The sequence below is a fragment of the Paenibacillus sp. FSL H7-0331 genome, from assembly GCF_001956045.1.
On the sequence record NZ_MRTH01000004.1, the window covers coordinates 251,441 to 265,932 of the forward strand.

The 14,492-nt window shown below is 47.1% G+C and carries 13 protein-coding genes; all 13 read left to right on the top strand.

The annotated features are described in order from the left end of the window. The first annotated feature begins 249 nt into the window (after positions 1-249). The 13 genes from BK127_RS07960 (at position 250) to BK127_RS08020 (ending at position 14,409) form a co-directional block, all read left to right on the top strand. The gene (locus tag BK127_RS07960; RefSeq protein ID WP_076229483.1) at positions 250-1,881 is read left to right on the top strand and encodes an extracellular solute-binding protein; all 1,632 of its coding nucleotides are present in this window, start codon (positions 250-252) and stop codon (positions 1,879-1,881) included. Between the two features lie 98 nt (positions 1,882-1,979). Next, positions 1,980-2,915, top strand: a complete 936-nt coding sequence (locus tag BK127_RS07965) for an ABC transporter permease (RefSeq protein WP_256711223.1) — start codon at positions 1,980-1,982, stop codon at positions 2,913-2,915. 30 nt (positions 2,916-2,945) lie between these two features. Next, positions 2,946-3,821, top strand: a complete 876-nt coding sequence (locus BK127_RS07970; protein WP_076229485.1) for a carbohydrate ABC transporter permease — start codon at positions 2,946-2,948, stop codon at positions 3,819-3,821. A gap of 43 nt (positions 3,822-3,864) precedes the next feature. Then, positions 3,865-5,049 carry a TolB-like translocation protein gene (locus BK127_RS07975; protein ID WP_076229486.1) on the top strand — a complete coding sequence of 395 codons (1,185 nt, stop codon included), beginning with the start codon at positions 3,865-3,867 and terminating at the stop codon, positions 5,047-5,049. A 223-nt stretch (positions 5,050-5,272) separates the two neighbouring features. Continuing rightward, positions 5,273-5,710 (top strand): hypothetical protein, encoded by a 438-nt coding sequence (locus tag BK127_RS07980; RefSeq protein WP_076229487.1) that lies wholly within the window; start codon positions 5,273-5,275, stop codon positions 5,708-5,710. An 11-nt stretch (positions 5,711-5,721) separates the two neighbouring features. Next, positions 5,722-6,507, top strand: a complete 786-nt coding sequence (locus BK127_RS42955; RefSeq protein WP_144026404.1) for a hypothetical protein — start codon at positions 5,722-5,724, stop codon at positions 6,505-6,507. Positions 6,508-6,537: 30 nt separating this feature from the next. Then, entirely contained in the window at positions 6,538-7,773 is a 1,236-nt protein-coding gene (locus BK127_RS07990; protein WP_076229489.1) for a glutathionylspermidine synthase family protein, read from the top strand. A gap of 5 nt (positions 7,774-7,778) precedes the next feature. Continuing rightward, on the top strand, positions 7,779-8,252 hold the full coding sequence (locus BK127_RS07995; protein ID WP_256711224.1) for a DUF350 domain-containing protein: 474 nt from the start codon (positions 7,779-7,781) through the stop codon (positions 8,250-8,252). 308 nt (positions 8,253-8,560) lie between these two features. After that, positions 8,561-9,850: a Gfo/Idh/MocA family protein gene (locus BK127_RS08000; RefSeq protein WP_076229490.1), complete on the top strand. Its 1,290-nt coding sequence runs from the start codon at positions 8,561-8,563 to the stop codon at positions 9,848-9,850. Positions 9,851-9,916: 66 nt separating this feature from the next. Further along, the gene (locus tag BK127_RS08005) at positions 9,917-10,834 is read left to right on the top strand and encodes an ABC transporter permease (RefSeq protein WP_372237348.1); all 918 of its coding nucleotides are present in this window, start codon (positions 9,917-9,919) and stop codon (positions 10,832-10,834) included. A gap of 21 nt (positions 10,835-10,855) precedes the next feature. Continuing rightward, on the top strand, positions 10,856-11,734 hold the full coding sequence (locus BK127_RS08010) for a carbohydrate ABC transporter permease (protein WP_076229491.1): 879 nt from the start codon (positions 10,856-10,858) through the stop codon (positions 11,732-11,734). Between the two features lie 29 nt (positions 11,735-11,763). Next, on the top strand, positions 11,764-12,852 hold the full coding sequence (locus tag BK127_RS08015) for a mandelate racemase/muconate lactonizing enzyme family protein (protein WP_076229492.1): 1,089 nt from the start codon (positions 11,764-11,766) through the stop codon (positions 12,850-12,852). Between the two features lie 54 nt (positions 12,853-12,906). Further along, the gene (locus BK127_RS08020; RefSeq protein WP_076229493.1) at positions 12,907-14,409 is read left to right on the top strand and encodes an extracellular solute-binding protein; all 1,503 of its coding nucleotides are present in this window, start codon (positions 12,907-12,909) and stop codon (positions 14,407-14,409) included. Positions 14,410-14,492 lie beyond the last annotated feature (83 nt).

A 14,492-nucleotide genomic window follows, 5' to 3' on the forward strand; every position in this document is an offset into this window, starting at 1 on the left:
AATGATATGAGCGAAATATACAAATAATTGATCTGATTGTCAATAGTGGGATTGATTGAAACCATATATAATCTAACTATCAAGACACGCCACATCCAATGTGAAACAGCGTGATTATACAACCTTTTTTCAAACGCGTCTAAATGTGCAAAGGGAAGTGATACAGAGTTTTTCATGTAAACGCTATCTTAATCAAACCACAATCAGGGGTCAATTGGGAATTGCTTAATCATTATGAGGAGGATGAACATGTCTACTAAAAAGTTTGCTCTGTTAGTCGTGACACTAGTATTTTCAACTACAACTGTGTTAGCTGGATGCACAAGCAGCAATCCGCCTGCTGCGAAGCCTGGGGACACTGCTGCACCTCAAGCAGGCACGGGTACGATGATTACCGATAAACCGTTAACAGTTACAGGCTGGACTGATTTTATACCTGCACCGGGCTCAACGGGAGTCAGCAGCTATAGCGATCAGATCCTGTGGAAGGAAATTGCGAAGAAAACGAATATTTCCGTGAAGTGGGAAACGACAGCCGCCCCGGCAGCAGATGAATTTAAGCAGCAGTTGGGTCTGATCATGGCTTCAGGTAAAATTCCAGATATTATCGGACATATCGATCCACTGCTGGCTGATCAGTACGGCCGTCAAGGCGCACTACAGCCGTTGGAGGATTTGATTAAGAAAAATGCGCCTAATCTCCAAAAGATTCTGGATAGCACCCCAGCGGTAAAAGGTCAAATCACCTCACCTGATGGGCATATTTATTTCTTCCCGAGGCTGCTGCTGGACCCTCGTACGCAAGCGTTTGCAGGATATATGATCCGCGGGGATTGGCTGCAAAAGGTTGGGATGAAGGCTCCGGAAACGACGGATGAATTGTATCAGGTTTTGAAAGCGTTTAAAGAAAAGGATCCGAACGGAAATGGCAAGGCGGATGAGATCCCCTTCACCGACAATCCGAACCCGATTATCTGGGCGTTTGGCGTAGGCAGCCGAGGTCCGAACAGCACCGATGATTTCTTCGTAGAGGACAGCAAAATCAAATACGGTCCGACCGATCCGCGCTACAAGGATGCCTTGCAATATTTGAACAAGCTGTACAGTGAGGGATTGCTGGACCCTGAATACGAAAAAATGAAAGGTGATGTGCGTGACGGCAGAATTATGAATGAGCAGTCCGGCTTCATCTACGGCTCGAATGCAGGTTACCTGACCAAATATAACAAAATGCTGCAGGGTGCGGGCAAAACTCCTGGCTTTAACGCACTAGCGGCTCCCAAAGGACCAACAGGGGAACGCAATATTCTCGGTAGACATAATGAAATCGATCCTGGTCGTGGCGTGTCCATTTCCAGCACAACCAAAAATGCGGTAGAGCTAACGAAGCTGATGGATTACTTCTATTCCAAGGAAGGAGCTACGCTGCTGTACTTCGGTACAGAAGGCGATACGTACACGATGAAGGACGGTGTACCCACCTATACAGATAAGGTGGCGAACGATCCGAAGCTTGATATTCTCGGATATCTGAATACGTATGTCGGGTATGTCAGCGGCTGGCCTTCCGCACAAATTCCTGAGCATTATTTGGCTACGCTCAGCGACGAAGGAAAGAAAGGCAACGCACTGGCCGTGCAGTACGCAGGCAAGAAGAAGGTTCCTGCACTTCACTTTACCCAGGAGGAGCTGAACGAGGTGCAAACGCTTCAAAGAGATATTAACACGTATATCGATGAAAATATGAATGCCTTTATTCGCGGGAAGAAACCATTCAGTGAATATGACGCCTTCCAGGCGGGACTTAAAAAGATCGGCTCGGATAAGCTGGCTGAGTTGTATGGCAAGGCTTATGCCCGATTCATCGCTGCGCTTAAGTAATGCAGCAACCATACGAACGTAAATAGGGTGAAATCAGGCCAAGTGCAGGACGGATCGTTCCTTCCTGCACGCCTGTGAGCCTGGGAGGTGCATGAATCTTGGAAAATACCGCAGTGCAGCGCAAATCCGGTATGTGGATGCGAAATAAAATGAAGCGGAACCTGGTCTTGTATCTGTTTATCGCTCCAGCTGCTATCTATTATTTATTATTTCATTACGCGCCGATGTACGGCACGCTAATTGCTTTTCAGGACTATAATCCTTTTAAAGGAATGACGAGCAGTCCGTGGGTTGGTTTCAAGCATTTTCAGGCCTTTTTCGATTCCATCTACTTTTTCCGTTTGGTTCGAAATACACTGCTAATCGGTTTATATACGATTGTGTTCGGGTTTACGATTCCCATTGTGTTTGCAATCCTGCTGCATGAGGTGAAAAATTCGAAATTTCGCAATGTGATCCAATCCGTCAGCTATTTGCCCCATTTTATTTCGACGGTCGTTGTAGCGGGCTTGATTGTTAACTTCTTGTCGCCTTCGACAGGATTTGTTAACGGAATTATTGAGCTGTTGGGCGGCACACGAATTGACTTTTTACGTGATCCAGGCTGGTTTCGAACGATTTATGTATCTTCAGGCGTATGGCAGACGGTTGGCTGGAGCTCAATCATTTATTTTGCCTCGTTGACCGGGATCAGTCCGAGCCTGTATGAAGCCGCAGAAATGGATGGAGCAAGTAGGTGGGATAAAATCTGGCATATCTCGCTTCCAGGCATCAAGCCGACGATTATTACGATCCTACTGCTCGATTTGGGGCGCGTGATGGATGTAGGCTTCGAGAAGGTATACCTGCTCTACAACACTGCTACCTATGAAACGGCAGATGTGCTGAGCACCTATGTATATAGAGCCGGTCTGGAGCAGCAGCAGTACAGCTTTGCTTCCTCCGTAGGTTTGTTCAATTCGTTCCTGACGTTCGTCTTTATTATTGTGTGCAATCGGTTGGCCCGGCGACTCAGCGGCTATTCTCTATGGTAACCGAATCTCTTGAAAGCGGGTGGATGTAAGATGAGTCGTATATCAAAAAAAACAAACGGGACGGACGTGGCCATTTATGTGCTGCTGGTATTGACCGCAGTCTTGTTCATATATCCGTTCCTGTATATTATTTCAGCCTCCTTCAGTGATCCGGCTCAGGTCATAGCGAATCCGATGCTGATCATTCCGGTCGGTTTTACGCTGGGGGCCTACAAGCTGCTGCTGTCCACGGGTACGATTTGGCTGGGCTATTACAACAGCATCATTTATACCGTCTGTGGTACGGCTTTGAACGTAACGGTAACCCTGCTGGCTGCTTATGCCTTATCGCGCCAGGAGTTGACGGGAAGAAAGGTGATCATGTTTTTTATCGTGATTACTTTATTTTTCAACGGCGGCATGATTCCGACTTATTTGATCGTCAAGTCACTGGGACTGCTCGATACACGTCTCGCGCTGATTGTCACGGGTGCTGTGACGACCTGGAATCTGCTGATTACCAAAACCTTTTTTGAAATGAACATTCCCCAGGAGCTGCGCGATGCTGCCGAGGTAGATGGCGCAACCGAATTTACTTTTTTCCAAAAGGTTGCTTTGCCCCTGTCGAAGCCGATTATTGCCGTTATCGCTTTATTTTATGGCTCAGGGCACTGGAACGCCTATTTTAACGCACTTATTTATTTGCGTCAGCGTGATTTGTTCCCGCTTCAGGTGTATTTAAGAGAAATTCTTATTCTTGATCAGAACACCGATATGATGGGGGACGTCAGTGATGGTCGTGTGCTGGTGGCACTTACGCTGAAATTCGCCGTTATGGTGGCTGCTATAGCGCCGTTATTGCTTGTATTTCCGTTCGTGCAGCGCTTTTTTGTAAAGGGTGTATTGATTGGAGCTTTGAAAGAATAGACAGCGTTTCATGCTGAACCATGAGGAGACGGAGGCTTTACAAATGGAGATAGAGAAAATCAAAAACTTGTCGGTGGATGTACACAGATTAACGAATGGTGAAGGGCATTACTTTTACGGTTATTATGATAATCCGTCGTGGAGCGGGAATGACCGTTATCACTTGTATACAAAAGTGAAATTTTGGGATCGCCTGCAGACAAGCGAGGATATTGCTGAATTGGGCATGATTGACGTGGAGACCGGTCAGGAAATCCCGCTTGCGGAAACGACAGCCTGGAATTTTCAGCAGGGAACGATGCTGCAGTGGCATCCGCTGGCCCCGAATGATGAAATTATTTTCAATCAGCAGACGGATGACGGCATTAAAGGCGTGGTAATGAATGTCCACACCAAGGAGTCAAGATTTCTGGAGCGACCTGTAGTGAATGTCGATCCAACGGGAAAATATGCGCTGAGCGTTAATTTCTTCCGGATGTATGATTTTCGCCCGGGCTATGGCTATGAGGGGACTCCCGATCCGTTCGTAGATATGCCGCATCCTGTGGAGGACGGAATATTCCGGATTGAGCTGGATACAGGCATTAGCAAGCTGGTGCTGTCCTTACAGGAGATTTGGGACTTTACCAAGGGCTATTTTGCAGGCGAAGATCAGAAGATTATGATTAATCACATCAATTTGAATACAGATGGAACCCGATTTGTTTGTTTGGTAAGGAATTTTCCTGCAAATGGTAAAAGTTGGAAAACGGCGATATTGACAGCCAAGCATGATGGCTCTGATCTATTCCTGTTGTCCGATTATGCTTATGCATCCCATTATCATTGGCGTGATCCACAGCATCTCGTGATTTATTCGAGCGGCTTGGAAGGCTCGACAGCGGGTGTTCAATTGTATGAATTGAAGGATCAAACACACGAGGTTACGCTGCTGGATCAGCAGTACTTTTTGAGGGATGGCCACTGCACCTATTCGCCGGACAGGACTATTATGCTGTATGATAGCTACCCCGATGAGGACAGCTATCGTCATCTGTATGTATATGATTTGATCAACAGGAAGGGTGTGACGCTCGGTTCGTTCTATTCCTACCCCCATATTAACGGAGATTTCCGCTGCGATTTGCATCCAAGGTGGAACAGGGCCGGAACCGCGCTATCGTTTGACTCCACGCATGAAGGGAATCGTCATATTTATACCGTAGATGTCAGTGACGTATTTAAATAATCGATTGGGTAAGGACAGGCTGTTTCCAAGGTCAGAATGATGACTTTGGGACAGTCTTTTTTTTGGAAACTGAAAGGTGTCTTCATCGTATAATGAGCTATCGACAAAAAGTGAGTTCATGCTTGTCATTTTAAAATAATTTCAAGATTATTTTGGATATTTATAGTAGAATAAATCCGAGTTAATTTTTTTACAGAAAAGGATATTAGAGGGGGAACGGGGCATGGCCCGACTGGAATATCGTTTACTACATAATCCTGCAGAAATGATATGTCATTATGATCCTATTTCAATCGATGAATTGTTAGTACGCAACGATTCCGATTGGTTTATTCGCGGTGGAACGATATATGAACGGCATCGTACGGAAGAGGAAGACGGTGTTCATCTGATCTATGTGATTCCAACGGATACAGCGGTAGAGCAGTCCGAACCGGAAAGCATGCAGGAAGAAGAATTCGTTGTAGAAATACGACAATTTGCAGATGAAGCTGCTGATTATCCGCTCCTTCATGTAAAGCATTACAGCAGCTTGCTTGAGGTTCTGCTGCTGCTGCAAACGGAAACGATCAAGCTGAATGGACGCAAGTGGAATAAAACATCCTTCGAGCTTGATGAGGATCGAAAAATGTTCGTTTATTATGCGAGAACCAACGATTGAGGTGACCAACGATGCAGCCAAAAAAAGAAACGATAACACACACAGAAAAGACTCCTCCCATGAATAAAACGGCGCTAATGGTTTCCGTATTCATGGTTACGGCCTTGGTGGGGTGTGGACAGACTCCCCCAAACGCCAACACCGCTGCATTAGCCAACAAGACCGCTCAGGAGGCCGTGGTATCCGGCGAGGAAGAGATACAAGAGATACCGGAGCTAGCAAGCACAGATGATATTCCATATGGCGGCACCGCAGAGGATTATTGCCAGGACGATAATGGCGATAACCAATGCGATGACTCAGGAGCCAGCGTGGATAGAAACTATGTGTACAATTACAATGGAAGTACTTATTATGGCCGGGAATCGGCCGTATCCTCAGGATTAATTACCGGAGCCTTGGCGGGGCTTGCCGTAGGTGCCGCAGCTGCAGCAATCGGAGCCGCTAAAGCCGGGAAAGCTTTGCAATCCAACAAGGCAGCTCCGTCGCCCAATAATAATACGGCAGCCAACAGTAATGCCAAAAGCACAACACCTGTCGCTGACAGCAAATCAAAGACTACAACTGCACCTGCAACGACCAGCAAGCCAGCGCCTACGACAACTGAGCGCTCCGGCTCGTTCACCTCTTCTGCGTCTACTGCTCCTTCTTCCAGCTCTTCATCGGGAAGCAAGTCAGTATCAGCACCTAAAGCGTCATCCGGTTCATCCAACGGGATATCCAGCGGATCCTCCGGCGCCAAGGGTGGAATTGGCAGCTCCTCCAGCAGTTCAGGATCCAAAGGGTCAAGCAGCTAAGAGCTAGATGAAGGGTGGGGCGTAGCCTGCATGAATTACGAAGAACTCAGAAATTCGATTTATAATCCGCTGCGTGAAGAGGGCATATTTACGTGGGACTTTATGTATGAATCGGAATACGCGCTGGCTGACATTCATCTTATCACCTCGGTTGAACATGAACAGCTACAGGAGGCGACAGATCGCCTTGCGCGTATTTTCCACAAATGTTATCCCGTGCTGCAGGAGGCAGAGGATGACTTTTTGCTGGCCATGGGAATTCCCGCTGAGGCTTTGCAGACGGTTCGTATCAAGCTTCCAGCTGCTTTTGCAACGGTTTACGGAGCTTTGGATCTGGCATGGACAACGGACGGCATCAAGCTGATCGAGTTTAATGCCGACACTCCGTCTTTAATTGTAGAAGCCTATTATGTCAATGGGCACGTATGCCGCCACCACGGCGTGATTAATCCGAATGAAGGCTGTGAGCAGCATTTCCCACTAGCATTTCAACGTATGCTGGAGGGCTACGGTGAGTTGGCTTACAGCACGGAGCCTATCGCTTTTTGCTCGCTCGACTGGCATGAAGAGGATGCGGCTACGACCCGCTACTTATTGCAGCAATCAGGACTAAACGGCCGATTCGTTCCGCTCTCCGATCTCAGGGTGTATGAGGATAATCTGTATTTTGTAGATGGCGATTATTTAACACCTGTACCTATGATGCTGCGCCATCATGCCTTGGAAAAGCTGGCTATTGAGACCGATGAGGACGGTTATCCGACAGGAGCGCATACCCTCGATTTGATTGCACGAGGGAAGGTCGGTATTATTAACCCGCCGAGCGCATTTTTGTGTCAGACGAAGGCTCTCCTGGCGCTCATCTGGAGTCTTCACGAAACTGGTGTTTTTTTTAGCGAGGAAGAGCATGAATGGGTTGCCCGCTATATGCTGCCGACGTATTTTGAGAATCGCTTTATCGGTGAGCATGCTTATGTAGAAAAGCCGATCTACGGCAGGGAAGGCGGGTCGGTTACGCTCTATGACGCAGACGGAACCATCGCAGAACACAACGACAGTGATGAATACTGTGATCAGCCGATGGTTTATCAGAAACGGGTAGAGCTTCCCCAAATCACAGTTCAAACGTTAAACGGCCCTTACACAGGAAGTGCGCTATGGCGTTCTTTTATTATCGGAGGGACTCCTTCCGCTGTACTATTACGATTAGGAAATAAAATAACGGGGAATGAGTCGTTTTATTTGCCAGTCGGCCTCAAGGATTAACGGCTATGATGCTGAAACAGGAAAGGAACATGGATATGGATCTGAGTTTGATTATCACGTGGGAGCAAGTATCTAATTTTTTATTATATTTGGTAACGACCTTGGGACTTATTGGCGCAGGACTGGGTATTTTTCTAATTATTACTCCATACAAGGAAATGAAGCTGATCAAGGAAGGGACTAGTACAGATGTAACGAAGGTGAATGCAGCGCAAGCATCCGCTCACGATCTCGGTGGGAAAATGATCGGACTGTGCGTCGTGCTGGCCTCAGCTATTTATCATTCTGCTAATCTTATGGAGCTGATCCTCTGGGGATTGGTCGCTATTGTTGCCCAGATTGTGACTTATTACTTGTTTGGATGGATTACCCCTTTTAAGGTCGCCAAGGAAATACAAATGGGTAACGTATCCGTCGCGATTCTCGGGTCACGTCTCAGTCTGGGATGCTCACTTATTATAGCTGCTCTGATCAGTTAAATAGTTTAATTGGATAGTTAGACAGTTGTATACATATTAAATACATAATGGAATAATCCATCAATATTTCTGGAGCAGCCGTTGAAGGCTGCTCTTTTTGTCGTGTTCTATAAAGATTATAAAAGTGGGCATTAAAGATTATAAGCGCTCAAATAACCAACAACCATACGGTTTATAAGGATTCACCACAATTGTCGCTGTCGGGATTGTATCTATTTATCCGGTTATTCGAAATAATGAATTCAGAAGTCAGCTTCACCGACAGGGCGTCGGTATCATCCAACCCAATATCAAGAATGAGGTGCTGAATGAAAAAAAAGTATGCAATTTGCGGCGTAAGCAATCGAAGCCTGAAAATGTTCATCGGACCGATGCTTTCGACATTTTCCAATCAAGCAGAGATCGTTGGGCTGCTCGATATTGACTCCAGAAGGTTTGAAGTATGTAAGAGCAAATACCCGGAGCTTGCCGGTGTGCCGGAATACGGAGCCGATGCTTTCGATAAAATGGTCGCACAAACGAAGCCTGATGTCATTATTGTAACGGGGCGTGACGATACGCATGTCACTTATATTTTGAAGGCGCTGCAGCACGATCTCGATGTGCTTTCCGAGAAGCCGATGGCAACCACTGGGGCTGATTGTAGGCGTATTATGGATGCAGAGTCCAAGAGCAAGGGGAAGGTAACGGTGGCTTTCAATTACCGGTATGCTCCTATTCACAGCCGGATCAAGGAACTGGTGCTGGAAGGAAAGGTAGGGCGGGTAACATCCGTCGATCTGAATTGGTACATCGATACGTACCATGGAGCCAGCTATTTCAAACGGTGGAATCGGGTCAGGGAGCATTCAGGAGGATTATCGATTCACAAAAGCTCGCATCACTTCGATTTGGTCAATTGGTGGACAGGGCAGCAGCCGGTAGAAGTATTTGCCTTCGGCGCTCTTAATTATTACGGCCCTGATGGCGAGCTTAATCCGAAAAAAGAAGATGGACGCCATTGCGCGACCTGTGAGGTGAAGCCCGATTGCAATTATTATATGCGCTGGTCCTCACGTAGCAAGGAGGTTCATGTAGCAGACGATCATATCGGTGCTGTCGGCACCGTAGATGCTCAAGCTCCTTACAGCGAATACCGCTCTGATGCCTGCATCTACGATTCACAAATTGATATCGAGGATACCTATTCGGTTAACGTCAAATATAATGGCGGAGCGCTGCTCACCTATTCAGTCAACTTTTCACTGCCTTATGAAGGCTACCGGCTGGCGATTAACGGAACTAAAGGCCGTATTGAATCGATGGAATACCATTCCTCCGGCAGAGTACCATTCCCAGTCCCTGTGCAGATGATCGATTACTTTCCATTGTTTGGCTCTAAGGAAACCATTCATGTCGTTCACAGACAGGGTGGGCATGGAGGCGGGGACCCGACGCTCCTGGAGGATATCTTTCTCGGTCCCGATCCGAAGCGTCCGTATGATATTTTGTCAGGCTCGATAGATGGCGCCTATTCGGTTGGAACGGGAGAAGCGGTATGGAGATCCGTTAAGGAGAATCGTCCAATTCGGATCGAGGATGTATTGGCCTCAACTTAAATTGTACGTATCAGAAAGGAGGCGTTGGATTTGAAAACACAAGTGGCGAACGGTACAGCAAACAGCTTGAGCCATAAGGCAAGCTTGTTCTGGAGTCGGCTTATCAAAGGTCGTTATTTATACATGATGGTCACACCGGGCCTGCTGTATTTTGCCATATTTAAATATTTACCGATGTGGGGGGTCATGATTTCCTTTAAGGATTATTTGCCTTATCGGGGGTTTTGGAACAGTCCTTGGGTCGGCTTTAAGCATTTTGATCGTTTCTTCCATGATCCGGTATTTTGGCTGCTGCTAAAAAATACGTTTGTGCTTGCGATTTATAATATTGTCTTTTTCTTTCCAATCCCAATATTAATCGCATTGATGCTGAACGAGCTGCGCGTGGAATGGTTCAAGCGATACATTCAGACCGCCGTCTATATTCCCCATTTTGTATCGTGGGTCGTCGTTGTCGGCATGGTGTACACCTTTTTCTCATCCGAGGGTGGGATATTTACGAATATGCTCGTCAATGCGGGCTTCGGCAAAATTAATTTTTTAATGTCCAACGACTGGTTCAGACCTATGATCATTCTGGAGGTCATCTGGAAGGAATCTGGATGGGGAACGATTATTTTTCTAGCTGCGCTGTCAGGGGTCGATCCTACGCTCTATGAAGCCGCCAAAATGGATGGCGCGGGCCGAATGAGACAACTGTGGCACATTACGCTTCCAGCGATTCGCAGTACCATTGTGATCTTGTTCATTTTGCGGCTCGGCAGCTTTCTGGATACCGGGTTCGAGCAGGTTTTCCTGATGCTCAATTCGACGAACCGTGAAGTTGGCGAAGTGTTCGATACTTATGTGTACGTCAATGGTGTTCAGCAAGGGCAGTTCAGCTTCAGCACCGCTGTCGGTCTGTTTAAATCACTTGTCGGCTTGTGCCTGGTGCTTGCCGCTAATAAAGCAGCCAAGAAAATAGGCGAGCAAGGTGTATATTAACTCGGAAAGGAGGCTGCTGTCATGATTCATCCTTCAATGAGCTCACGCGTATTTGATATTGTCAATTCCGTGATTCTGATTGGTTTCGCATTGTTTGCCATCGTGCCCTTCCTGTTTGTATTGTCAGGTTCATTAACAGCTTCAGAGGAGCTGATGCAGCGCGGGATTGTGTTATTTCCAACGAAGTTCTCGCTGGATGGCTATCGCTATATTTTTTCAACGAATACCATTATGTGGAGCCTTGGCGTAACGGTTTTTATAACGGTCGCAGGCACCTTGATCAATTTGCTGTTCACGACATTAACGGCTTATCCGTTGGCGAGAAACGAATTTATGGGTCGCGGTCCAATTATGCTGCTCGTGTTGTTCACAATGCTGTTCAGTGGGGGCATGATTCCAACCTTTCTGGTCGTCAAATCGTTTGGCCTGCTGAACAGCTACTGGTCCTTGTTAATTCCCGGGGCGATCAGTGCCTTCAACCTGATTATATTAAGAAACTTCTTTCAGCAGCTGCCGGATGGGCTGGAAGAGGCCGCCAAGATTGATGGCTGCAACGATTTTCAAATATTGGTGCGCATCGTGCTGCCACTTTCGCTTCCCGCTATGGCTACCTTCTCGTTATTTTATGCGGTTGGCCATTGGAATACATTTTTCAGTGCGATTTTGTATATCAATGACAGTTCCAAATGGCCCATTCAAGTGTGGCTCCGCCAAATCGTTATTTTGTCACAGGGCGGGATCGGGGATTCACAAGAGATGGGCAGTGATTACGTAGCACCCCCTGGTGAGGTCATCAAGATGGCGGTTATCGTCGTCTCAACGGTTCCGATTTTGATTGTGTACCCTTTTCTGCAAAAGCATTTTGCCAAAGGGGTCCTGCTCGGCTCTGTTAAAGGCTAGGGAATCATCCAATACAACGGGAGGGCATCATGAAAATCACCAATATTACCTGCTATACAAAACCGATGGGATTGTTCTATGTTAAAGTGGATACCGATGAAGGCGTCTACGGTTTCGGTGAGTCCAGTCCGATGCGGCCTGATGTGCTGCTGCAAATTATGAACACCGTCATCAAGCCCTATGTGATTGGAATGGACCCCTTTCAGGGAGAACTGATTGAGGAGATTGTGCTTAGGAGAAATTACAAAATATCCGGCCAGCTGCTGGCAGCCGCTTATAGTGGTCTGGAAATTGCGTTATGGGATCTGAAAGGTCGCTATTTGAAGCAACCCGTGTATAATTTGCTTGGGGGTCTATATCGTGAACGTATCCCTCTCTATGCGTCCAGTATGAGCCGCGACCTGACGCATGAGGAAGAAGCCGTCAAGATTCGTGATGCGATAGACCGTCTTCAGGTAAAAGCCGTCAAAATCAAGGTGGGGCCGCGTTACGGTACAGGACTGCCCGTCGATCTGGACGATGATGTACGCAAGGTTAAGGCCGCACGGGAAGCGATAGGCCCGGATTGCAAGCTGATGATCGATGGCAACAGCTCGTATACGTATATTCAGGCGGTTCAGCTGTTTGACAGAATTAAGCAATATAACATTTATCATTTTGAGGAGCCTTGTCCTTATTATGATGTGGACACCTATATCAAGCTGGCTAACACGCTGCCCGTACCGATTCATGTCGGGGAGCAGGATTGGAGCATCTTTACGTTCCGTGATTTTATAAGCAAGGGAGCCTGCCACTTGTACGCTGCCGATCCGGTCAAATGCGGAGGGCTGTCCAGTGCGAAACGCGCTGCCGCCTTGTGCCGTGCATTCGGCATTCATTATGTGCCGCATAATACAACCAAGGGCATCGGTTTTGCTGCAGCGATCCATTTGGCTGCCAGCTCACCGGAATGCAGCAGCTATTATGAATACAACATAGAAACGAACAGCACACGAGAGCGCTACTTGAAGCAGCCTTTCGAGGTACAGGATGGTTATATACTTGTGCCGCAAGGACCAGGCCTCGGCATTGAGCTGGACGAGGAGCTTATGGAGTCGACGCTTGACGTTTTCCGTTAATTATTTAATGAAACTCTATTATGAGCTTGACCATTTCAGGAGGCGAATTTATTCATGCAAACCAAACGTATCATCAAACAAGGTCTGATGGCTGCCGGAGCTTTATCCTTAGCTATTACTTCTGCATGTGCAAATGGCGGAGAGTCCAAGTCAGGAGGAGCGGCAGCGACCGGTCCGGTTGAAATTACGATGATGAACCAGTATTTAACAGCAGAGCCGCCCAAAATGGACAGCGAGCCGATGAAGCTGCTTCAGGAATATACCAACACCAAGCTGAACGTAACCTGGGTCCCGAGTGCCAGCTATAGTGAGAAGGTAACCGCCTCCATTGCTGTGGCTGGTGATTTACCGAAGCTGCTGCTTGTGAAGGACGACCGCAATCCGGCAATTATTGAAGCGGCCAAGGCAGGTCTGTTCTGGGAGGTGGGTCCTTATCTGAAGGATTATGCCAATCTGAAAACGCTGGATGAGGCCCGCTTATCCAATATTTCTATAGAAGGCAAAGTGTACGGTATTTATCGCTGGCGGGCTATTGCGCGAAACGGGATTATTATCCGCAAGGACTGGCTGGACAATCTGGGACTGCAGGAGCCCAAAACGATCGATGAGTTGCTCAATGTGTTCAAAGCGTTCACGTATAATGACCCCGATAAGAATGGCAAGAATGACACGTTCGGGATCTCTTTTGACTCCAACAGCTCATTAATTCTTCATCTGCTGGCAGCTATGGGAACACCGAATTTGTGGGCCTATCAGGATGGTAAGATGACACCTGATTTTATGACGAAGCCGTATATGGATGGTCTGAAAATGATTCAGCAAATGTTCAAGGACAAAGTGATGAACAGTGATTTTCCTGTTGTGAAGGACCGCACCGTGCTGGTGAATCAAGGAAAAGCAGGCGTCTACATCGGAGCCTATGATGATTTGAATGCCCGGTTTACCGATTTGTTCAAAGCCAATCCGAACGCCAAGCTGGATACAGTTGCTAATGTAACCGGTCCGGGCGGTGTTAAGGTGCAGGCAGGAAGCGGCTATAACAGCGTATTTATGATCCCGAAAACAAGTGTAAAAACAGAAGCAGAGCTGAAGCAGGTTCTGGCGTTTATTGACAAATTAGGTGACGAGAAGGTTCAAACCTTGATGAACTGGGGGATCGAAGGCAAGCATTACAAGGTAGATAACGGTAAAGCCATTCGTATCGACGAGAAGGTGTATACGGATGAAGTATATAATACGCTGTTCCAATTAATGGTATTTGATGGCAGCAAGGCACTTCCGGGCAATGTCGATCCGGCCGTTACCAAGTTTAACAAGCTTATTGCCGACAATGAGAAATTTGCGGTTCCGAATCCTGCATTGCCACTTCTTTCCAAAACCTATATGGAAAAAGGCAAGCAGCTGGATCAGGTGATGTCCGACGCAAGAACCAAATTCATTATTGGCGAGCTCGATGAAAAGGGCTTTGAGCAAGCTGTTGCCAACTGGCAAAAAATTGGCGGCGACCAGGTTATGGCTGAATACAAGGCAGAATATGACAAATCACTCAAAAAATAAATGATTTTCCGGGGAGGAGCCGATAGGTTCCTCTTCTTTCCATCAATTGTAGCGCTAATGATTATAGGATTTCATCAAGGATA